20 protein-coding genes are annotated in these 21135 nt (G+C 63.6%); 11 read left to right on the top strand and 9 right to left on the bottom strand.

The window, feature by feature from the left end; genetic code table 11:
* The first annotated feature begins 19 nt into the window (after positions 1 to 19).
* From Pla111_RS14580 to Pla111_RS14590, 3 genes are all read left to right on the top strand, one after another.
* A complete protein-coding gene (locus Pla111_RS14580; protein ID WP_197525056.1) occupies positions 20 to 859 on the top strand; it encodes an NAD(+)/NADH kinase in 840 nt (279 codons plus the stop codon).
* A 42-nt stretch (positions 860 to 901) separates the two neighbouring features.
* Positions 902 to 1771, top strand: a complete 870-nt coding sequence (locus tag Pla111_RS14585) for a hypothetical protein (RefSeq protein ID WP_146575183.1) — start codon at positions 902 to 904, stop codon at positions 1769 to 1771.
* Between the two features lie 173 nt (positions 1772 to 1944).
* On the top strand, positions 1945 to 2595 hold the full coding sequence (locus tag Pla111_RS14590; protein ID WP_146575184.1) for a glycine zipper domain-containing protein: 651 nt from the start codon (positions 1945 to 1947) through the stop codon (positions 2593 to 2595).
* Positions 2596 to 2646: 51 nt separating this feature from the next.
* On the opposite strand, the gene pyk is transcribed toward Pla111_RS14590, so the two are convergent.
* Positions 2647 to 4224 carry a pyruvate kinase gene (gene pyk / locus Pla111_RS14595; protein WP_231931070.1) on the bottom strand — a complete coding sequence of 526 codons (1578 nt, stop codon included), beginning with the start codon at positions 4222 to 4224 and terminating at the stop codon, positions 2647 to 2649.
* A gap of 258 nt (positions 4225 to 4482) precedes the next feature.
* Between pyk and Pla111_RS14600 the strand changes: the two genes are divergently transcribed.
* On the top strand, positions 4483 to 5352 hold the full coding sequence (locus Pla111_RS14600) for an SDR family NAD(P)-dependent oxidoreductase (RefSeq protein WP_146575185.1): 870 nt from the start codon (positions 4483 to 4485) through the stop codon (positions 5350 to 5352).
* 54 nt (positions 5353 to 5406) lie between these two features.
* Here Pla111_RS14600 and Pla111_RS14605 read toward each other — a convergent pair whose 3' ends face one another.
* Positions 5407 to 5868, bottom strand: a complete 462-nt coding sequence (locus tag Pla111_RS14605; RefSeq protein ID WP_146575186.1) for a hypothetical protein — start codon at positions 5866 to 5868, stop codon at positions 5407 to 5409.
* Between the two features lie 199 nt (positions 5869 to 6067).
* Here Pla111_RS14605 and Pla111_RS14610 point away from each other — a divergent pair, with 199 nt between their 5' ends.
* From Pla111_RS14610 to Pla111_RS14630, 5 genes are all read left to right on the top strand, one after another.
* A complete protein-coding gene (locus Pla111_RS14610) occupies positions 6068 to 6985 on the top strand; it encodes a tetratricopeptide repeat protein (RefSeq protein ID WP_146575187.1) in 918 nt (305 codons plus the stop codon).
* 208 nt (positions 6986 to 7193) lie between these two features.
* A complete protein-coding gene (locus Pla111_RS14615; protein ID WP_146575188.1) occupies positions 7194 to 8285 on the top strand; it encodes a 3-isopropylmalate dehydrogenase in 1092 nt (363 codons plus the stop codon).
* Positions 8286 to 8423: 138 nt separating this feature from the next.
* Complete coding sequence (locus Pla111_RS14620) at positions 8424 to 10313, top strand: ABC transporter permease subunit (RefSeq protein ID WP_146575189.1); 1890 nt, start codon at positions 8424 to 8426, stop codon at positions 10311 to 10313.
* 82 nt (positions 10314 to 10395) lie between these two features.
* Positions 10396 to 11787: a CNNM domain-containing protein gene (locus tag Pla111_RS14625; RefSeq protein WP_197525057.1), complete on the top strand. Its 1392-nt coding sequence runs from the start codon at positions 10396 to 10398 to the stop codon at positions 11785 to 11787.
* Entirely contained in the window at positions 11784 to 12749 is a 966-nt protein-coding gene (locus Pla111_RS14630; protein ID WP_197525058.1) for a CNNM domain-containing protein, read from the top strand. The genes Pla111_RS14625 and Pla111_RS14630 overlap by 4 nt, the downstream gene beginning before the upstream one ends.
* Positions 12750 to 12803: 54 nt before the next feature.
* Here the strand turns inward: Pla111_RS14630 and Pla111_RS14635 are convergent, their stop codons facing one another.
* The 6 genes from Pla111_RS14635 to Pla111_RS14660 form a co-directional block, all read right to left on the bottom strand.
* Entirely contained in the window at positions 12804 to 13067 is a 264-nt protein-coding gene (locus Pla111_RS14635) for a hypothetical protein (protein ID WP_146575192.1), read from the bottom strand.
* Between the two features lie 159 nt (positions 13068 to 13226).
* Positions 13227 to 13607, bottom strand: a complete 381-nt coding sequence (locus tag Pla111_RS14640) for a Rieske (2Fe-2S) protein (protein ID WP_231931071.1) — start codon at positions 13605 to 13607, stop codon at positions 13227 to 13229.
* Positions 13604 to 14572 (bottom strand): DUF6263 family protein, encoded by a 969-nt coding sequence (locus Pla111_RS14645; RefSeq protein WP_146575193.1) that lies wholly within the window; start codon positions 14570 to 14572, stop codon positions 13604 to 13606. Before Pla111_RS14645 ends, Pla111_RS14640 begins: the two co-directional genes overlap by 4 nt.
* A 135-nt stretch (positions 14573 to 14707) precedes the next feature.
* Entirely contained in the window at positions 14708 to 15397 is a 690-nt protein-coding gene (locus tag Pla111_RS14650; RefSeq protein WP_146575194.1) for a metal-dependent hydrolase, read from the bottom strand.
* A 49-nt stretch (positions 15398 to 15446) separates the two neighbouring features.
* Positions 15447 to 16826, bottom strand: a complete 1380-nt coding sequence (locus Pla111_RS14655) for a glucose-6-phosphate isomerase (protein ID WP_146575195.1) — start codon at positions 16824 to 16826, stop codon at positions 15447 to 15449.
* A 72-nt stretch (positions 16827 to 16898) separates the two neighbouring features.
* A complete protein-coding gene (locus tag Pla111_RS14660; protein WP_146575196.1) occupies positions 16899 to 17402 on the bottom strand; it encodes a shikimate kinase in 504 nt (167 codons plus the stop codon).
* A gap of 151 nt (positions 17403 to 17553) precedes the next feature.
* Between Pla111_RS14660 and Pla111_RS14665 the strand changes: the two genes are divergently transcribed.
* On the top strand, positions 17554 to 18762 hold the full coding sequence (locus tag Pla111_RS14665) for a 2,3-bisphosphoglycerate-independent phosphoglycerate mutase (RefSeq protein WP_146575197.1): 1209 nt from the start codon (positions 17554 to 17556) through the stop codon (positions 18760 to 18762).
* A gap of 157 nt (positions 18763 to 18919) precedes the next feature.
* Positions 18920 to 20401, top strand: a complete 1482-nt coding sequence (locus Pla111_RS14670; RefSeq protein WP_146575198.1) for a hypothetical protein — start codon at positions 18920 to 18922, stop codon at positions 20399 to 20401.
* A gap of 18 nt (positions 20402 to 20419) precedes the next feature.
* On the opposite strand, the gene Pla111_RS14675 is transcribed toward Pla111_RS14670, so the two are convergent.
* Entirely contained in the window at positions 20420 to 21031 is a 612-nt protein-coding gene (locus Pla111_RS14675; protein WP_146575199.1) for a nitroreductase family protein, read from the bottom strand.
* Positions 21032 to 21135 lie beyond the last annotated feature (104 nt).

A 21135-nucleotide genomic window follows, 5' to 3' on the forward strand; every position in this document is an offset into this window, starting at 1 on the left:
AGCGCCTATGCCTACAACCGTGCCCCGCGTAATCCTGATGTACGATGGCGATCGCCCCGCCCTGCGCGAGCGAGCCGAGGCGCTACGGCCGACGATCGAGCAGGTGCTGCCGATCGCCGCAATCGAGAGCAACCTCGAGCCTCCTTTCGAGCCCCGCGATGCCGAGATCGCGATCGCGCTGGGGGGAGATGGCACGGTGCTGCGTTCCGCTCGGTTGATGGGCCATGATCAATTGCCGCTGGTGGGCGTCAATTTGGGGAAGTTGGGGTTTCTGGCGGGCATCAATCCCGAAGATCTCGGGACCGCGCTCCCCGAGATTGCTGCCCGGCGGTTCCGGCTTGTGGATCACCTGATGATCGCGTGCTCGCACGTTCGATCGGGAAAGGTGCTCTCGACCCGCTTGGGTCTCAACGAAGCCGCGATCCTGGCGGGCGAGCCGTTCACCATGATCGAGGTCGATCTGCGTGTGGATGGCGATCTGGCAGCAACTTACTCCAGCGACGGCATGTTGATCTCGACGCCTGTCGGCTCGACAGCGCACAATCTGGCTACCGGTGGGCCGATCCTGCGCAAGGACCTGCACGCCCTGGTCGTTTCGGCGATCAATCCGCACACCCTCACGGTGCGGCCCGTCGTTGATTCGGCGGACCGCGTTTACGAATTGAATGTTCCCCAGCCTAATCCGGGAACCCGGCTGATGGTCGATGGCCAGGTTGTCGGGGCCCTGGAACCGGGCGACACGGTTCGGGTCGAGAAGTCGCCGGCTGTGTTCCAGACTGTCGAGGTCGCCGGCCAAACTTACTATCGCACACTGCGTGGCAAACTCGGCTGGGGACGTCGCCCCCGTGACCGACGCTAGCTTGCGCACCATTCCATCTGCACTTAACCACGGATGACAAGGATGTCACAGAGGGTTCACCTAGGGTTCGCCTCAGTCTTTTTGCTAGGCGCGAGCGTCGGCTCGTTCGCTTTTGCTGCCGAGGACGCCGGCAAGCATTTGTTGCGATACAAGTTCGCCACCGGTGACGTGCTGCGGTGGGAAGTGGACGTCCGCTCGAGCGTCCGCAGCACGATCGAGGGAACCACCCAAGAGACCGAGACCAAGACCGTTTCCACCAAGGCTTGGAAGGTGATCGATGTGCTCCCCTCGGGAGAAATCGAGTTTATCAATCTGGTGGAACGGGTTCGGATGGCGAACGATCTGCCCGATCGGGCCCCCGTTAAGTTTGACAGCGCCAGCGGCGAGACTCCGCCCGGATTCGAAGACGTTGCGCGGGCTGTTGGCACCCCGCTTTCGGCGATTACGATCAACCCCCGCGGCGAAATCACAAAACGCGAGGTGAAGCACCATCAGCCGGCGGCCGACCCGCACGAGCAGATCGTGCTGCTGCTCCCCGAGGGACCGATCGGGATTGGCGAAACCTGGTCCCAGCCGCAAGAGATCAGGGTGAACATCCAAGACGGCGGCACGCGCTCGATCGAGGCCCGCCGAAAGCATCGCCTCAAAGAAGTGGAGAACGGAGTGGCGGTCATTGAGTCAGAGTTTCAAGTGCTCACGCCCACCACTCCCGAGATCGATGGCCAACTCGCCCATCGGCATGTGAAAGGGCTGATCCGTTTCGACATCCAGCGCGGAAGGGTGGTTTCGCAACGGCTCGATGGGGATGAACGGGTGCTGGGCTTCGCGGGCCCTTCCAGCAGCATGCATTTTCTTTCCCGACTGGAAGAAAAGCTGCTAGCAGCGCCGGCGTCGGTGGCCAATCGGCCATAGCACCGGTCTAGGCATGTTTTCGCTCGGCGGAGCCCTGATCGGGGTGCGATGTGGAGGTGAACCGATGGCGAATTGGTCTTCGCACCGGGCCCCACGAGTCGATACATACCCCTGGTGGACGTTTAACGCTCCGCTTCCCGCGGAATGCTCCCTCCAAACCCTTAAGGTGTGCCATGCTGGCGCCCAAATTGTCTCGGCTGTTGCTGGTTGTCCTGGGGATCTTCGTCGCTGCCCCAAGCGTCGATGCCCAGTATTACTACGCCCCGTCGCGAGATTATTACCGTAACGATACGGCTGAGGGGACCGTGGTGGGCGGCGGACTGGGAGCGATCACGGGTGCCTTGATCGGCGGTTCCGAGGGGAAAAGCCCCGAGGGTGCGCTGATCGGTGGTGCCGTGGGAGCGATTGCCGGCAACCTGTTCGGCCGCTCGAAAGACGCGGCCGATCGCCAGCAGGCAAATGCCGGCTACGCGGCAACCAACGCCGCGAACTATCAAGCCGCCCAGCAGGCCGTTACGAACTATGACCTCGCGCAGATGACCCAAGCGGGACTCAGCGAAGCGGTCGTAGTCGGGGCGATTCAGCAGCGTGGGGCACGGCTCGACCTGAGTCCCCAGGGGCTCATCCAGCTCAAGCAGGCGGGCGTGAGCGATGCCGTGCTAATGGCAGCTCAGCGTGCGACAGCTACCGGGCCGCAAGGTGGTTATCTGCCCCCTGCGCCGGCATCGGTGCTGGTCGAACGCCCCAGTGTTTATTTCCTGGAGCCGGCTCCGCGGGTTTACTTCCGCGCGGGCTACGGCCATCACCATCGGCACTGCTGGTAGCCACGCCCTACCGGTGTCGCTGAGTCGATCGCCTGCTTCGCCGTCCGCGGTTCATTCGGCCTCGACTTCATGCACGATCACAATGTCGTGCACCCCCGCCTTCATTGGGCTGCTTTCCTCGCCGCCGGTCGTTAGGTGCGACCCGCCGACGATGACGATCCGGTCTCCCGCGCGAGCAAAGCCCTGACGCCGGGCCCAGGAATCCATGTAGCGGATCAGGCCGGGGGTATCGGAAGCCGGTGCCCCCTTGAGCGGCGTGACGCCCCAATACAGGCACATCTTGCGCAGCGTGCGGTCGCTCGTGCTGACACCGATCGTTGGCACATGGCTCCGCAGCTGTGAGAGACCCAGGGCGGTTCGGCCCGAGAAACTGGCCACCACCACGAGCTTGGCCCGCAGCGTGTGAGCCATCGTCCCGGCACCACTCACAACGGCGCTGGTGATCTCGTGCAGCTTTTTGCCGATCGGCACGGCGTCGGGGGCGCGGGGCGGCCGGTCCGCGACGCTGGCCTCGGTCGCCAGGGCGATACGGTTCATCATCCGCACCGTTTCCAGCGGGTAGTTACCGATGGCGGTCTCGCCCGAGAGCATGCAGGCGTCGCCGCCGTCGAGGATCGCGTTCGCCACGTCGGTCGCTTCAGCCCGCTTCGGCCGCAGCGAATCGTGCATGCTGTCGAGCATCTGCGTGGCGATGATGACCGGCTTGTGATGGCGATGACACGTGCGGATGATCCGCTTCTGCTCGACCGGCATCTCCGCGACGTCGATCTCGACGCCCAGGTCGCCACGGGCGACCATCACGCCGTCAGCCGCGGCGACGATTTCGTCGAGCCGATCAAGGGCCTCGCGTTTCTCGATCTTGGCGATCACCATCGCCTCGGAGGAGTTCGACCGCAGGATGTCGCGGAGCGCATGCACCTCATCCGGTTTGCGGACAAAGCTCAGGCTGACGAAATCGACGTCCGCCTGGGCTGCCCACTCGGCGTGCTCGTGATCGCGCCGGCTGATGGCCGGTGCGCTCAGCTTAACTCCCGGCAAGTTGATGCCTTGGCGGCTGCGGATGTTGCCCCGTTGGACAACCCGTGCCCGCGCCCGGTCGGTCAGCTTTTCGACGATTCGCATGCTTACCGTGCCGTCGGCCAGCATGACCATGTCGCCCACCGAGAGCTCACGCACCAGCGGCTTGTAGGTGCAGGTTAGCTCGTTGGCTGCCGCGGGCTGATTGCCCTCGACGAAGAAGAACTCGTGATCGGTTTCGCAGAAGACGCAATCGTTTTCGACATCACCCAAGCGGAACTTGGGGCCCCCCAAGTCGACCAGAATCGCAATCGGCTGTTCCATTTCGGAACTGATGCGGCGGATCGACTCGACATGCTGTTGCTGCTCTTCGATCGAGCCGTGAGCCATGTTCAGTCGGAACACGTCGACCCCGGCGATCGCGAGTTCGCGGATCATCTCGGGCGAGGAACAGGCAGGGCCAATCGTCGCCACGATCTTGGTCCGCGCGCGGCCATGAATCTCTGCGGAGGTCAGCATAGTTAGCCTTGGGGCGTCAGCGGTCGGGTCAGAGGGACCGGATTCGAGGAGCCTGTTGGCGGCTTCGATCGGTTCCAGCAGCAAAGTAGACATCGTCGTGGGTCGGACGGAGTCGAGAAAGGGTGGGGGGCAGCCGGATGGCTTGGCTCGCGACCGTAAGGCCGCTGCATGCCCTAGCTTGGCACGTGATTGCGGCTCGGTGCTAAGTCGCTGAGCGGGGAGGATCCCTTGTTGGTAACCGTACGCCTGCCATGCCGGTTGTACCGAGCAAAGCGGTTGCTACGACGCCCTGCCAGGGGGACGCGCGGGGCGGAGGTGGCTAGCCGTTGCCGGGCTGGCTAAGCTGCGTGGGTGACTCTCTCTTCTGAATCACCTGCCAAGCACGCCCTTATTACCGGTGGTTCTGCCGGATTCGGGCTCGCTCTTGCCCAGGCCTATGCCGAGCGGGGGTACCAACTGACGATCGTCGGTCGTGTTGCGGACCGCTTAGAAGCCGCTGCACAAACGCTTCAGTGCGGCGGGGCCGCCGGTGTGGCAACGCTTTCCGCGGATCTGGGGATGCCGGGCGAAGGCATTCGCGTGGTCCAGGCCGCGATCGCTGCAAGCGGTCGGCTCGATGCGGTTTGCCACGCGGCGGGACGCTCCAGCCGAGGTTGGGCCACCGAAACCCCTCGCGAAGAATTTGAAGCATTGCTGCGGATCAATTTTTTGGCGGCGGTGGAGCTGGCAGCGGCTTCGGCCGAGGCCCTCTGCGTTTCGCGGGGGAGTTTGATCCTGATCGGATCGCTTGCGACACGCGTCGCGCCGGCGGGCCTCGGAGCTTATCCTGCCAGCAAGCATCCGCTTGCCGCGCTCGCCCAGCAGTATCGGCTCGAACGAGGCCCGCGGGGGCATCACACGCTGTTGGTCTGTCCGGGACCCCTGTCGCGTGCTGATGCGGGCGAACGCTATAACGCCGAATCGGCGGGGCTGCCCGAAAGGTTGCGCAAGCCGGCGGGCGGCGCACGGGTCTCAGTGATCGACCCTCACGTTCTCGCGAGGCAGGTGTTGCGGGCGTGCGAGCGTCGCCAAGCCGAACTGATCGTGCCCGCCAAGGCGCGTTGGCTTTTTGTGCTGAGCCAACTCTCCCCACGCTGGGGAGACTGGCTGCTCAACAAAAAGATGGGGGGCTCCTCCCCCTCGGGCGACACCGGCGAGTCCCAGCCAGGTAGCGACCAGTAACGGAGTTGAAGGGTTGCCGTGGCTAGCTGCAGGGCTGTTGACCCGCTGCTGGGTTCAGTCCTCGGCAGGGGAACCTTCCACCGTGCGCGGCGGGCCAACGAGCAGGCTTTGCGTGATCGCCCGAAAGATCGGCCCGGCGGCTTCAAACTCGCGGTCTTCTGCTTGCATGAAGAGCACCAGTGTCGAAGCGCCCCAATGCCCCACGCGCACGCGGGCCGTATTGGTCAGGTCCAGGCAGATAAAGTTGATGTCGCGGCCGACAAGCGGGGTGCCCTCGATGGCTTCGTCCGCGGGCTCCGACTCGAGGTCGGGGTATTCGACCCGCAGTGCCGCCAGGGCTTGCTCTGCTAGCGGGGTTGGGTCGTGCAGGCCAGGGTACAGCGCGAGCGTCCAGAAGGCCGTGGCTGGACTGCTGATGGTGAGCTGGAGTTGCGCGTCCTGGTCCGATTCTTCCTCCAGGTGCCAGTTCGCCGGGTAAGCGATCTGTAGGCCGTGACGATCGTAAACCGAATACACAGAAGGGTTCCCCCAGGGACGAGCCGGACAGCTAGCACGCGGCGACTTTGCTTCCCCCCACCCTACCCTGGCGAAGCGCACGAAAACACCACCTGGCTGCCGTTGCCGGTGAGGCGTGACAACGGCTACGGTTCGCGGCCCCGGGCGCGAGCCTGGGGAGGCCTTAGGGGGCTTTGTGTCATTGGGCAATTAGCAGCGAATGTCTTGGATCCGTTGTCACCGACGCTCTTCTCTATGCCTGCTGGCGTTGCTAATGGCGGTGATAGTGGTCGGCAGCAGCGGCTGCGCAGCAATCCGCCAGCGGGGCGCTACCCAGGAACAAGCGGCGCTCGGGCGGCAGATGTGCCGCGAAGGCGTAGATGCACTGGAGTGTGGTGAACTCGCCAACGCTCAAAAATTGCTCCGCACCGCGGCGGCCGCAGACCCGGACTACGGCGACGCCCGCCGGCACCTTGCCGAAGCGCTCTGGCGAAGCGGTGACCATCGCGAAGCGCTAACGCACGCCGAGTTGGCATGCCAGTGTGATCCGCTCGATGCACACGGCGCGGTCCGTGCTGGCCAAATGCGGCTGGATCAGGGAGATGCGTCGCGCGCCATCGAGTGGGCGACGCAGGCGATTGCCGTCGAACAGCGGCTCGCATCGGCGTGGGCGCTCCGTGGACGGGCCTTATGGAATCGGGGAGAAACTGACCTGGCGGTTGCGGATCTGCAGCAGGCTCTGCGCTATGCCCCGGATGACGAGGCGTTGCTCAGGGATCTGGCCCAGCTGTATCACACCAGTGGCGACGAACGCCGTACGCTCACCACGCTGCACCAGTTGCTCGACGCTTACGCTCCGGGCGAAGAGCCCGTCGAAGTGCTTGCGATGACGGGCTCGGCGTACCTGAGCATGGGCCGGCCCCAGGATGCTGCCGATACTTTGCGTGAGGCGGCGGCCCGGGGCGAAGCCCCCGCAACCCTGCTATGTCAATTAGCCGAAGCCGAGGCGGCGTGTGGGCGGCTTCCTGAGGCGATCGCCGGAGCCCAGCGGGCGTTGGCGGCCGATGCGGGACACGGCCCCGCTCATGCGTTGCTCGCCCGGCTGGCCGCCGGAGGGGCCGAGACCTCAATCCGTTAGCCGGTGGGCCCGCTCTTTTGAAGCGTAGTCCCTCCTAGCGAGCCCCAAGCCCCAACGCCACTCGCGACCGCCCCGTGCGTTGGTTACGCTGTTTTGCGAAGCGGATCGATTCGGCCACTTCTCGCCATAAGTGTTTGGGGGGAGCGTAGCCTGATCCGCTGTTCGCGCACGGTAGCCTTCATTCCCTCTCAGCTGAGTTAGTGACACGATGCCCCAGCCGTTGAAGATTGCCGTCATTGCCGGAGATGGCATCGGACCCGAAGTGGTCGGCGCGTCGCTTGAGGTGCTCAAGAAGGTGGCACCCGCGTGTGGCCTGACGTACGAGACCACCGACTTCCCGTTTTCGGCGGCCCATTTCCTCGCTACCGGGCACGTGCTGAGCGACGCCGATATTGCGACACTGCGGGGCTTCGACGCCATCCTGTTGGGGGCTGTGGGGGGCCTGCCGAACGATCCCCGGCTCGCCGGGGGCGTGATCGAGAAGGGGATCTTGCTCAAGCTCCGCTTCGAGCTCGATCAGTACATCAATCTGCGCCCCGTGTCGCTTTACCCCGGAATCGAAACGCCGCTCAAGAACAAGACGGCGGCCGACATCGACTTCGTCTGTGTCCGCGAGAACACCGAGGACCTGTACTGCGGCGTCGGCGGGTTTGTCCGCAAGGGAACGTCGCAGGAGATCGCGAGCCAGACCATGATCGCGACACGCTTTGGCGTTGAGCGTTGCATTCGCTACGCGTTCGACTTAGCCAAGACGAGAGCCCGCAAGCACCTTACGCTGGTCCACAAAACCAACGTGCTGACCTTCGCGGGCGACACCTGGCACCGCGCGTTCCAGGAGATCGCCGTCGAATACGATGACGTCACAACGGCGTATCACCATGTGGATGCGTGCTGCATGTTCATGGTTACCAAGCCCGAGGTGTACGACGTGATTGTAGTGCCGAACATGTTTGGCGACATCATCACCGACCTGGGGGCCGCGATCGCCGGCGGGATGGGCATCGCCAGCAGCGGCAACTTGAACCCCGACGGCGTGGCACCGGGCATGTTCGAACCGGTGCACGGCTCGGCACCCGACATTGCCGGCAAGAACCAAGCGAACCCGATCGCGACGATCGATTCGCTGGGCCTCTTGCTCCGCGAAACCGGTCGGATCCATGCGAATGCCGCCGCCGTGAAAGCGGGCGAACGAATCGGCCAGGCGGTACGAGCGGCAACGCCCCGCTTTGCTGGCAAGAGTCTCGATCGGAGCGGCCTGGGCACGGACGAGATCGGCCAAATTGTTGCCGACGCGCTGTGAGGCTTAGCCGCACCGTTTTTAAGCCGGTGATCAATTCCGCTTGCCAGAAAGCTCTCCCCAAAAGGTTCCTGGGGGGGAAGCCGGGGTGGGTGGGGACGCGGCCGAATGGCAGGGTCGTTACACTGGTAATCTCTCGGTTTGTCTGCCCCGTCTGCCCCGTCTGCCCCCCTGCCCTTCAGCGCGTTGTTCATCGGTCCCCTTTTTACCCGTGAAGCGCTCACGGCACCGCGACGCGTGCAGCACTTCGCAGTGCGGGTGCTGGCGGTTGCCGCGCTGCTGGGACTGACCCTCACGGCTTGGCAGGTGATTGTGGGCTCGGGATCGCTTGAAGGTCCGGGAGAGCTCTCCCGTTTCGGCGCGGTAGCGTTTCGACTCGTAACGCCATTGGCGTTAACCGTTGCGGTGCTCTTTTCCGCTCTGCTGTCGGCTGCCGCGGTGTCGCAAGAAAAAAGCCGCGGCACGTTGATCCTGCTGCTGCTGACGGACTTGCGCAATCATGAGCTTGTCTTGGGCCGGTTGCTGGCCAGCCTGCTCAGTGTGCTGGTCGCGATGATCGCGGTGACGCCTTATTATCTCATGCTCACCCTGTTCGGCGGGATCGATCTGCGGCAGGTGCTCGGTGCCGTGGCCGTTACGGCGGCCGGTTCCTTTGCGGCGGGAAGCCTTGGCTCGACCCTCGCGCTATGGCGTGAGAAAACCTTCCAAGCGCTCGCTTTAACCGCCGCGGTGTTGTTTTTGTGGATCGCGATGGGAGAGGCGATCGCGGCGGGCGTCTTTGGTCGTGAGCTGGTGGGCAGTTCGGCCGCGCAAGTAGCGGCTATCGTCAGCCCGTGGCAGGCCCTGCAAGCGGCGCTGACCCCACGCTTTGGCGAAGCCCCCCCGATCGCCGGTGCCATCGCGACGGTCACCCCCGATTGGGCAGCCGGAGCCGCTTTCTCAGTGGGACTGGGGCTATTGCTCAATGTCCTGGCGATCGCGTTGGTACGGGTCTGGAATCCCTCGCGAGAAGCACGCCCCATGGGGGGGCCGCAAACCGCAACGCAATCCACCGAGGCCGAAGCCCCTTCCAGTCCGTCCGCCGATGCCGATGCCGTTGTCCGCCGTGCGCGCGGCCAGTCGGCAGAGGTCCACCGTGTTGCGGGGCAGCGGCGCGAGGTTTGGGATAATCCGGTCTTGTGGCGTGAGGTTCGCACATGGGCCTACGGCAAGAAAGTGCTTGCCGTTAAAGCGGCCTACTTTGTGATTTTCTGTTTGGCCGCGGCCGCTGTTGCGCGGACGGCCGACGCCGAGTCCACCCTCAGCGCTGTCGAGGGGGTCCATCCGCTGACCATGGCGATAGCTCCGGTCGCGGTCCTCAGCCTGGTGCTGGTGAATGCGTTGGCGGTGACTTCCCTCACGGGGGAGCGTGACGCCAAGTCGCTGGACCTGTTGCTGGCCAGCGAGTTGACGGCCCCCGAGCTGATCTTGGGCAAGCTTGGGGGAGCGTTGTGGAACACGCGCGAGATGATTTTGCTGCCCCTGGGACTGTGCGGGTACCTCGTTTACGCGGGGGCCACGACCGGCTGGGAGAGCCTGCTGCTGGCGATCGGCTTTACGGTGCTGACCGGCTTTGCGGGGGTGCTGGGTCTGCACTGCGGGATCATCTACGCCAGCAGCCGCAAGGCGATTGCGGTCAGTGTCGGAACGCTACTGTTTTTGTTCCTCGGCGTTTCGACCTGCATGCGGGTCATGCTCGCTCTGAGCGGATCGTTCGAGTACCAGCTGCCACCGTTCTTAGGTGCCGTCTTTGGTGGTGGCGTGGCGTTGTACGCCGCGCTCGCTTGGCGCAACCCTTCGACGGCGATGGGGATCGCTTGTTTATTGGCCCCGCTCGCGACGTTCTATGCGATCGTGAGCTTCCTCGATGCCAAGCCGAGTCTGGCGGCCATCGCGACGGTCTTGACGTTTGGGTTTGGTACCGCGGCGATGTTGGTGCCTGCCTTATCAGAGCTGGATGTTGCCTCCGGATCGGGGTCACGCGACGGATGATTGTTCAGACCCCGCACAGTCTACTTGTAGATGCCCCGATGTCGCCCTTCCCTCCGCAACCGCAGGAACGGTAGCCCCGCCCGTGCCTCTTTCGGAGCAGATCATTGAACTCGCGACGATGGCCCTGCTAATGGCTGCGTCGGCGATCTTTTCGTGTGGCGAGGCCGCACTCTTCTCGCTGACTCGCCAGCAGCGAGCCCGCTTGCGGGAGGGGGGCAAGGCAGAGCAATTCGCGGCAGACTTGCTGAAGCAGCCGAACCGGTTGCTGACGGTGGTATTGTTCTGGAATCTGCTCGTGAACATGGCGTTTTTCGCCCTGTCGTCCGTCGTTTCGTTGCGGCTGAGCAAAGCCGCGGAAGCCGGACTGGTGCCGAGCTGGAGCACGCAGGCCTTCGCGATGGGGTCGCTGCTCTCGTTAATCGTGGCGAGTGAGCTGCTGCCCAAAAGTATTGGTGTGCTGCATCCTCTGCGCCTTGCCCCGCTGCTGGCTCCTTTGCTGCGGGTGGCGGTGCGGGTGCTCGATCCGGTATTTCCGCTGCTGCAAGCAGCTAACGACGCATGCGCCCGTGTTTTCTTTCCACGGCTGCAACCGGAACCCTACTTAGAGCTGAACGATCTGGAGAAAGCAGTCGATCTGGGCTCGCATGAGACCTACGACAACGAGCCGCTGCTGATCCAAGAGCGGCAGGTGGTTCAGCGCGTCGTGGAGCTTGCGGATTCAACCGCCCAGGACCTCATGCGACCCCGGCGTCGGTGCCTGGTGCTTCATCCGCCCGTGTCGTTGAGCGATCTCGTAGGCCAGGCAGATGGTGTGGGCGAATACGTGCTGGTCACCGAGCCTGACTCGGACGAGATCGGGGCCGCCCTGCCGTTAAGCCGCCTAGGGCTGCTACCGCCCGATCGTCTGCACGCCCGCGCCGAGGCCGTGGTTTACACGCCCTGGTGTGCTTCCGCTGCGGCGACGCTAACACTTTTGAGAACCGAAGGGCGGCGTGTGGCAGCGGTGCTGAACGAGCTGGGAGAAACCATCGGCATCGTCACGATCGAACAGCTCTTGGATCACGTTCTCCGCGACACGAGCCGCGTTGATCCCAATGACATCCACAGCCATATCCTGCGTCCGGTAGATCAGGGGGCGTGGATGGTCTCGGGCTCGACACCGCTGCGGCGGCTAGCCTATGCACTGCGTCGCCTGCCCATCGATGAGCAAAACAGCGATACCTCGATCCTACAGGCTGCGAGCGAAGCGATCCGTACCGCGCGGAGCAGCACCGTGGGCGGTCTGCTGGTGGAGCTCTTGCATCGGTCGCCGCTCCGCGGAGACGACGTTCGCTTTGCGGGTTTGCGATGGCGTGTCGTAACGGGGCCGCTCTTGGCGGACGACGGTGCCAGCGACGAGCCGCTTACGATCCGTCTGTCGGTGGCCCCGCCAGAGGGTTCTACCTCATCAGAGTCGGGGGGGGCCGGGAGATGATCCTCGCGATCTTGCTCTTTACGGTAGGGCTTGCCCTGAGCGCGTTCTTTAGCGGCTCAGAGACCGGCTTCTATCGCGTACCACGGCTGCGGCTGGTAATCGATGGCGTCGGCGGTGACCGCATCGCCAAGGGCCTGCTGTGGGCGTCGAACCATCCCGAGGCGTTCGTCGCGACCGCGTTGGTGGGAAACAACGTCGCCAACAACCTGACGGCGTTCGCGACGGTTTTGGCCGCGCAGGCGATCGCTCCCTCGGGGGGGGTCACGACGGAGCTGTTCTCGACCCTGATCGCCACCCCGGTGGTGTTTCTTCTAGGGGAGCTGCTGCCCAAGCGAGCCTTCCTCGAAGCGCCTTACCGCTTGCTGCGTCGCTGTGCGCCAGCCCTGATGCTGGCCGCTTCGTTGTTGGCACCGGTGAGCGTCGTGCTATGGGCCCTGAGCCGTGTCCTGAGCCGATTTACCGGCGTGGCGAGTACACCGCTCCGGATGGTGCTGCGTCGTAACGAGTTGCAGAGCGTTTTCGATGAGGGCCATGCCGTGGGGCTGCTTTCCCCTGCGCAGCGTGACTTGGCGCTCGCGACGTTCGATCTGGCGGGACGCCCCATCAAAGACTTTATGACGCCGCTCGGACGGCACCCCCGACTCGTGGCGGGCAGCGATCGCGAGGCCGTGCTAGCGCTGGCTCGGCGTCACCGTGTGGATGCGTTGCCGCTGGAACGCTCGCCCGGGGCCCGCTTGGGCTATCGCACGGTGCGGGCGTCGCGTTGCTTGCTGGCGTCTTCTGACAAACCTTTGCCGACCGAAGCCCTGCCTGAATTTGCCGAAGCAACTCCGTTCTTACGCGTGATCACGCACCTAGAATCCAACTCGCAGCCCCTGGCGGCGGTTGTCGCCAACGGCGGTCGGGTCATCGGCTTTGTCAGCGTCGATCGCTTACAACAAGCGATGTGGGACCACGCCTGAGGCGCGATCTGCTGAGGCAAGCTCGTGACGGGGCGGTCTTGCGATGCGCCGCTCTTAGCGGCTGTAGCCCAGCGACTTCACTACCGCGAGCATCTCTTCATAATCGATGAAACGGCGGCGGTGCTGCGCTTTGTAATGATCGATCGCCCGCGCCAAGTCGGCAGCCTCTTCCGAGAGGCCCGCATGGCTGTTGGTAAACTGTCGGCGTTCACGCAGCGGGGCACCCGACTTTTCTTCACGCCGGTCAACAAATCCCGCAGGAAAGACGCTTGTTAGCGCGGCATACTCTGCGGAAGCCTCAGCGATTGCGTTGGTCATCTTGAGAAACCCCACTTAGCCAGCAGCCGGATGAATCAGACAGACCGATTCCCTTTCAGAGCGGAAATATCGGCCTCCGGGGCAAAGCTAGCACGAGTAAGAACCCGCCGCCGTGGTTCGTTCCTCAGGCGGACGTATTCAGCGAGGGGGTTATAACGATTAAGCGGGCCCTGGCGACTCGTCGGAAGGAGGGATCGGCTGACGCGAGACCTGGACCTCGTCGCCGGCGATCCGCACGGCGAACCGATCGACGCCGATCCGCGGGTTGTCGCACCACGTACCGTCGGTCATCCGGAAACGCCACCCGTGCCACGGGCACGCGACCGCCCCCTCTTCATCCAGACAGCCAGCGCCCAAGGAAGCCCCCTGATGGGGGCAGAAGTCATCGATCGCGAGGTGCTGACCCTGATGCAAGAAGAGCGCAACCAAACGATTGCCCACCTCGACCGTCCGGCCTTCTCCCTCGGCCAGGTCGCCTAGTTTTGCGACCGTGATGAACTCGTCTTCACCCGCGGGCACCGAAGGCTGCGGCTCACTCACGGGGCAACCTCAGCGGGTTCTTGGCTGGGTGACACCTCGGCGTTTGAGTCTGTCTGCGGTGAGAGCTCGGGCTGTTCGCCCGGAGCGAGCGCTCGCATGGTGGTGGTCTGCTGGATCTCGTTACGCATCTCTTGGCCGTTAACGGACACGATGACGTCGGTCGTTTGTTCGATCCGTGAGCTGACAATTCGACCCGTCTCGGGGTCAAACAGGATCTCGCCGCCCGACTCACGGGTTTCAAACGTAACGGGCATCGGCTGCGATTCAGGGTCGGCGATGGTCATCGACATCTGGGGGGTGAAAGCGGCCAAGCGACGCCCCTCGACATCTTTCATGCCGTTGTAGGTGTAGGTGATGTTGATACGCATGGCACCCATTTGTGGCGAGGCGACATCGGTCGAGTCGGTCCACGACTCGCCGACTTCGATCGGCTCTTCAGGAAACTTGAGCATGCCCTGTTTGCTCATCTGAGTCACCATGTCGGCTGAGACCGCTCCGCCGGGCATGTTCTCGAACGCCGCGGTGAGTTCCTCGGGCATCGCGACCGATGCGACTTCGCCCCGCTCGGTGACCACCAGTTTCAATTTGGCCGCAACGAGAGCGTCGAAGATCGGTGCCACCATCGCGGCCATGCCAACCGGAGCGGTTTCGCTGGCCGAGTCGTAATCAAACCCCTGGCCCATGGGCCCTTTCATGTTCATCACGATCCGTTCGGTCGATTGCACGAGCTCGGCACCTTCGCTGGCAGGTGCTTCAGAGACCCGCCACGACATCAGCATGTTCTGATCGGTCGTCGAGTTGATCTGTCCCATCGGCCCGCCATTGAGCGACATGTTCATCGTCTGCGACATCAGATAGCGGGTTTCATCTCCGGGGGCCCACTTCCAACGCAGGGTGTCACCGGCGCGGGCCGAAGCGATACACAAGACTAAGGCGAAGAAAAGCAGCGCGGAAGCCGTACGCATGAGAGTAGTTCCTAGCAGGTGAGTGCGGGCCGCCGGCACCGCAAAGAGCGGGCCATAGGGCTTACGTGACCCAGGTCACAAAGGTTGGGGATGGTTCGATACGTACGGGGCGATCTTGATCAATGCCAGTAAATCTTACAGCGCGAGCGATTCGCCGGGCGCGAGCACGACCGGCTCGGATCGGGTTTCATGCCGCACGAGGTCAGCCCAGGCCCCGGCGTCTTGCTCAATGGGCGGGAACGTCCCGTAATGGCAGGGCATGACCTTGGCCGGTTCGAGGAGCTTGATGGCCTCGATCGAATCGGCGGGGCCCATGGTGAAGAGATCGCCGATCGGCAAGACGGCCAGGTCGAGCCCGCCGGCACCGATCAGCCGCATATCGCCGAAGACGCTCGTGTCGCACGCGAAGTACAGCCGCTTGTCGTTGATCGTCAGCAAGAGACCCATCGCGACGCCCCCATAGGTTCCGTCCGGAAGGCTGCTGGAGTGGTGCGCGGGGGTCATCTGAAGACGTCCCCAGGGAAGGTCGACTCCTCCGCCCGGGTTCATGCCGATCACCTTCTTCGCCCCGATCCCCTGCCCTGTCAGCCATAACGAGATCTCGTACGCGGTAACCACCGTTGCACCGGTCCGTTGGGCGATCGCGACCGTATCGCCCAGATGATCTCCGTGGCCATGCGAGAGCAGCACAAAGTCAGCCTCCACCGCGTCCGCAGTGACGGGGGAAGTCGGCGAGTCATCCAGGAACGGATCGATAAGCAGCCGACCGCTGCCCGTATCGATCGCCCACGCGTTATGGCCCAGCCAGGTGATCTTGATAGCCATGCGAGCGCCGCCTGCCGATGAAGTGAGATTCACAAGTTGCGTTAGGAAACTACGACCGCAGGATCGCGTTCATGTTCTTCTTGTAAGCTTCTACCCCGGGCTGTCCGTAGGGGTTGATACCGATCAGGCGGCCTTCGACCACGGTTGCCAGCATCAGCATCTGTAGCAATTGGCCGATCGTGTGCTCGTCCAGCGTGGGCAAGACGATATCGGCGGTCGGGCGGTCATCGTCGCGATAGGCTTGGTTCGTGCCGGCGATCGCGGCCGAGAGAATCTGGGGCAGCGTTTTATCGGCCAACTCGTTGAGCTGATCCTGGTTGTTGTCGCTCATGCCGATCGCCAGCGGCTTGCTGTGCTGCGAGCCGACGATCACGTTCGTGATGAGCTTGTCGCGTACCCCCTCTTGGTGCTGCTGTCCCCGGCTGTGCAGGTCGCGGGTGTTGACGACCGTGAGCGGGAAGGCACCGCGTTCTTCTTTGCCCAGGCTCTCTGCCAAGAGTTGGTCGTACCACAGACCGGTCGCTTCCAACCGCTTGCCCCAAGTGCTGAGGATGCGGGTCGAGCACTCTTCGGTTTCTTCCAGCAAGTGGCCGACGCCGACGTACTGGAGCACCACGTTGTCGCTTGGCGGGGCACTGGCAAAATGGTCGTTCATCGCCTTTGCGCCTTCGAGGAGCTTGACGATGTCGAGTCCCATCAGGGCAGCAGGCAACAGCCCCACGGCGCTAAGCACACTGAATCGTCCGCCAACGCCGTCGGGCACTTCGTAGATCGCTTTGCAACCGAGGGCTGTCGACAGCTCGAAGAGCTTGCCGCTTGTGCCGGTCACGGGGACGAATCGCTCGGCCAGTCGATCGCCGGCCGCTTCGCGCAGCTCACGCAGAAAGATCCGCGTGGCGGCCGCGGTTTCGAGCGTACCGCCGCTCTTGCTGATGACGACGGTTCCCCAGGGCTCATCGCGCTGCCGGAGCAGCTCGACGAGCCCGCTCACGGCGTCGTTATCGACGTTGTTGCCTTCAAAATAGATTCGCGGACGCCCCCCGCGTGTGGCGGGGGCTACCTCGTTGTAGTACGGGTGGCAGCACGCTTCGAGCAGCGCCCGTGCGCCCATATATGAGCCCCCGATGCCGAGCACCACCACGCTGCGACACTCAGCGGCGAGTCGGTCGGCGGTTGTTTGGATGCGGCCGAGTTCGCTTTTGGCACCCTGCGCCGAGTGCTCAGCGAGCAGACGATCGGGGAGCTGATGAAAACCCGCGTCGAGCGGGTTTTTACTGGCAGGGACCGCTGCTCCCGCAGCCCATAGCTCGGCATCGGCGAGCACTTCGGCGCGGGCCGCTTCCAGCTGGGGGCCGATCGCGGCAAGCTCCAAGGCGCTGGTGCCACCGTGATCGAAGAAGGCACCGTGGGGTTCGTACTTGATCAGCATCGCGGCAGGGCTCGGCTTGGAGGAAAATAGGCTCTTAACGCCCCCCGATTCTATCGCCCCTGAGCCCGCCGGTCAGCGGTCCACAACCGCGATGATTTGCTGGCAAACCTGCTCCAGGTCGAGCCCCTGGCAGTCGATTGTGTGCTGGGCGTGTTGGGCGTAGAGGGGGCGTCGTTCGGCAAAGAGGTTGGCAAAACTCTGATCGGGACGCATCGCGATGCCGCGGAGAGAGAAGTCCCCCACCCGCCGCACGAGCTCGTCGAGGGGCACGTCTAAGTGGACCACGACGCCGTGAGCGGCAAGTCGGCTCATGCCGGGCTCGCTGTAGATCACGCTGCCCCCCGTGGCGATCACATGGCGCTCGACGGCGAGTTCCAAGAGGGTTTGCTCCTCAATATCTCGCAGGGCTTCGTAGCCAAGGGCATCGACGGTCGCCTGCAGGGGCCGACCCTCACGTGCTTGGATCACCAAGTCGGTATCGACAAACCCGAGCGAAAGCCGTTTGGCCAGCACGACCCCCACGGTGCTCTTGCCCGATCCCGGCATGCCGATCAGCACCAAATTGGTTCTTTTCATCTTACGAGAGGAGGACCTTGGGCGTGGTGGGACTTGTGACGGGGCGAGGGTTATCGACGATAGGCGAATCGGGCGACAGCCCCGACCGGGGGCGACCCCGGGTTGCACGCTCCCTTTCCTACGATCTCTAGCCCCCTGACTCTAGCCTCGCATGAATACCCACGCCCTCCTTCGCCAGCTCGTCCAGAAGAACGGATCGAAGATTGTCATGTACGTGGCGGACGGTTTGGGTGGTTTGCCCCAGCAACCCGGCGGCAAGACCGAACTGGAAACCGCCAAGACCCCGCATCTCGATCGGCTGGCTAGCGAGGGCGTCCTGGGCGGATCGATCCCCGTGGCCCCCGGCATCTCACCGGGAAGCGGACCGGGGCACCTGGGACTGTTTGGCTATGACCCGATCGAGTTTCTGATCGGACGCGGGGCCCTGGAAGCGACCGGCATCGGCTTCAAGCTCGAGGAGGGCGACGTCGCGATTCGGGCCAACTTCTGCACGATCGACGCCCAAGGCCTGATCACAGATCGCCGTGCCGGACGCATCGCGACGGAAGAATCCACACCGATCGTCGAGCGCCTTGCGAAAGAGATCACCCTTGACGGTGTCGAGGTGATCGTGCGCCCGGTTAAGGAACATCGGTTTGTGGTCGTCCTGCGCGGCAGCGGGCTGGTTGGCAACGTTCACGATACCGACCCGCAGGCGACCGGAGTGCCGCCTCTAATGGCGGTCGCAAAAGACGCCGCCAGTCAGAAGACCGCCAAGATTTGTGACGAGTTCGTCGCCCAGGTGCGGAAGCTTCTCGCGGGTGAAAAGAAAGCGAATTGCTGCACGCTAAGAGGAATCACGGGCAAGCCCTCGATCCCGAGCTTTGAAGACGTCTACGGCCTGAAGGCGGCGGCAATCGCCGTTTACCCGATGTACAAGGGGTTGGCCTCGCTCGTGGGCATGGACATCATCGGCGAGGCGCAGACGCTCGACGAACAGATCGACGCGCTGCAGGGGGTTTGGGACGACTACGACTTCTTCTTTATCCACTTCAAGTACACCGACTCCACCGGCGAGGACGGTAACTTCGAGGCCAAGGTAAAGCGCACCGAGGAGTACGACGCCGCGGTGCCCCGCATTATGGCTCTCAAGCCCGATGTGTTCATCGCCACGGGCGACCATAGCACCCCCAGCATGCTGGCAAGCCATAGCTGGCATCCGGTCCCGACTCTGCTGTGGGCCAAGAACTGCCGGTGCGATGCCTCCCGGGCCTTCGGCGAGCGCGAGTGCGTTACGGGCGGATTGGGCCAGTTCGAGGCCAAGCACCTGATGACGCTAGCGCTGGCCAATGCCGGCCGACTCGCAAAGTTCGGAGCTTAAGCTAGCAGTCTCGGCGAGGGGGCTGAGAGTCGATGGCGAATGAGGTTGCTGCACCCCGCAGGGTGCCCTACCCTCCCGCCGCGATCGCGTTGGTCGTTCTGCGTGCCAACGAGGTTCGCTGCGTGCGACTCCCTGCCCCTGCTGAACGAGGACTCTCGTGCCGAAGCGTTTGCTCTGCGCCGGATCGCTGGCATGCTTGTGCGTCGGGCTGTCGGGCTGCAAAACCGTGTGGCCCGGTGGTGGTGCGACCGCAGCGGTTGCCCCGGCAGCCGTTCAACCGGTCGCCGTGGCCTCCAAGCCATCCGATGGGCATGTTGGCCCCTATCCTGAGTTGACCGAGCAGCAGGCGCTGCAGAAGGTGCTGCCGACGCTGCAACGCCTCGCCGCTACCGATCCCGACGCCCATGCTCAGGTTTTGGAGCAGCTGGCCGCGGCAGAGCCTTCGCTCTGGCCGCAGACCGTCGAACGGGCCGAATCAACGCTGAAATTCCGCGAACAACTCGCCGCTAAGTCACAACTGCCCGGTGACGTCCGGGTCGCGAGCAATCAGACACCGATTGGAGCAATCGGGGCTCCCAACCGCCCGGCGGCACGTCCGGCAACCCTGCCCCCTCCCGATGCCCCGAACCCGGCGGTCAGGCCTGCCCCCACGACACCGCCGACGGCTTACCCCGTCACCCAGCCTGATCCGCTCGACGGTGCCGCCGTCATTACGCCTCGCTCGCTGTCGTTGATGGATCGTGCCGTGACACCGGCGTCGAACCAGACTAGCGAGAATCTTGTTGGCAGAGCGCCCCAGGTGATCCAGAACCAGCACGCTCACGCGACTATTGACGAGCTACCTGACACGCAAACCGTGATGCGACTGGCCTCGGCTGCGACGGTCAATCAGTTAGCGCCGTCGCGTGAGGTATCGCGCCACACCGGTGCGGCGGGCGACTGGCGCGCCGAGCTAGACGAAACCATCCGTACCCTGGCGGAGTCGTCCGCCGCTTTGCCCCGGACGACCGAAGAGGCCCACGACCACGTACGGCTCCGTCTGTTGCAACTGGCGGCAGGCGATCGCGATTCGGCCGTGGCGGCTCCCCCCGGACTCTCAACGACCGAGCAATCGTATTGGTCCAAGCAGATCTACGCCCTGGCGATGCTCTTAGACACTGAGCGCATCTCCGATCGGGGCCGTCGCTCGGCGATGGCCGCCACGCATCAAGCCGACGCGCTCGCGGCAATCCGAGAGTTGAGTCCCCTGCAGGTGCGCAACGCCAACTTCTGTAAAGAGATCTACGGTTACGGTGCCTACGAAGCGCATCTTGATCCGCACTTTCAGGCGGGCGATCACGCTGAACTTTATGTGGAGGTCGATAACTATCGTAGTGACTCGACCGAGGACGGCTATCACACCTCGCTCGCCACTAGCTACCGCGTGCTGGATCAGAGTGGCGGGATTGTGGACCGGGGCGAATTTCCCCTGGTCGAGGATCACTGCCTGACGCGTCGCCGCGATTTCCACATCACGTACGGGGTGACCTTACCGACCGCCATTTATGCGGGCGACTACCGTCTCGAGCTGACCATCACCGATCAGCTTGCCAACAAGATCGGCACCGAGACCGTGCCGTTTAGCATTGTCGGCAAGTAACGATTCGGGCGGCCCCTTTCAGCTGGGGAATCGATCGATGAAGACGACTTCATCTTTCGTGAGTTGACCTCCGCGGCTGTGCGCGGGCTTGAGTGCTTTGCCGACCGTGATCATCAGACCGATCACGTGTTCGTCCGGCAGACCGATGATCTCGGCGACTTTCACCGGGTCGAAGCCGATCATGGGGCACGAGTCGTAGCCCATCGCCTTGGCGGCCAGCATGAGAGTCTGGCTGGCGATGCCGACAGAACGCATCGCTTCGTCGCGCTCCATCTGGGGGCCGGCTTGCGAGTAAAAGCCGCTGATCATCGGCACGAGCATGTCTTGCGTCTGCTGAGGCGCGTTGCGCCAGTAGCGTTCGGGCTCTTTGCCCCACGCCTTCAGATCGGCGCACACAAGGATCGTCAGGTTGGCGTCGGTCACCTGTGCCTGATCCCACGCCGCGGCGCGGAGCTGCTGTTTGAGTTCGTTGTCGCGAACCAACACAAAACGCCAGTGCTGAATATTGAACGATGTCGGAGACAGCAGCGTGAGGTCCATGAGCCGATCGATGTCGGTATCGGACATGACAAAGTTAGGGTCGTAGTGCTTCACTGCGCGGCGGGCTTCGATCGCATCGTGCGTGTTCATGGCGAGAGGTTCGTGCGTGAGGGGATTGATCGAAGGGTAAGGGAGGGTGCGCTCTCGCGCTGAAGATCGTATCGTCCGACGGCAGGCATGCGATAACCCTCGCG

Source organism: Botrimarina hoheduenensis (assembly GCF_007859815.1).
GTDB classification, from domain to species: Bacteria; Planctomycetota; Planctomycetia; order Pirellulales; family Lacipirellulaceae; genus Botrimarina; species Botrimarina hoheduenensis.

Coding starts and splice junctions, on each gene's coding strand:
- Pla111_RS14585 (WP_146575183.1), top strand. CDS start 902: ATGTCACAGAGGGTTCACCTAGGGTTCGCCTCAGTCTTTTTGCTAGGC.
- Pla111_RS14590 (WP_146575184.1), top strand. CDS start 1,945: ATGCTGGCGCCCAAATTGTCTCGGCTGTTGCTGGTTGTCCTGGGGATC.
- pyk (WP_231931070.1), bottom strand. CDS start 4,224: ATGTCTACTTTGCTGCTGGAACCGATCGAAGCCGCCAACAGGCTCCTC.
- Pla111_RS14610 (WP_146575187.1), top strand. CDS start 6,068: ATGTCTTGGATCCGTTGTCACCGACGCTCTTCTCTATGCCTGCTGGCG.
- Pla111_RS14615 (WP_146575188.1), top strand. CDS start 7,194: ATGCCCCAGCCGTTGAAGATTGCCGTCATTGCCGGAGATGGCATCGGA.
- Pla111_RS14630 (WP_197525058.1), top strand. CDS start 11,784: ATGATCCTCGCGATCTTGCTCTTTACGGTAGGGCTTGCCCTGAGCGCG.
- Pla111_RS14635 (WP_146575192.1), bottom strand. CDS start 13,067: ATGACCAACGCAATCGCTGAGGCTTCCGCAGAGTATGCCGCGCTAACA.
- Pla111_RS14645 (WP_146575193.1), bottom strand. CDS start 14,572: ATGCGTACGGCTTCCGCGCTGCTTTTCTTCGCCTTAGTCTTGTGTATC.
- Pla111_RS14650 (WP_146575194.1), bottom strand. CDS start 15,397: ATGGCTATCAAGATCACCTGGCTGGGCCATAACGCGTGGGCGATCGAT.
- Pla111_RS14655 (WP_146575195.1), bottom strand. CDS start 16,826: ATGCTGATCAAGTACGAACCCCACGGTGCCTTCTTCGATCACGGTGGC.
- Pla111_RS14660 (WP_146575196.1), bottom strand. CDS start 17,402: ATGAAAAGAACCAATTTGGTGCTGATCGGCATGCCGGGATCGGGCAAG.
- Pla111_RS14665 (WP_146575197.1), top strand. CDS start 17,554: ATGAATACCCACGCCCTCCTTCGCCAGCTCGTCCAGAAGAACGGATCG.
- Pla111_RS14675 (WP_146575199.1), bottom strand. CDS start 21,031: ATGAACACGCACGATGCGATCGAAGCCCGCCGCGCAGTGAAGCACTAC.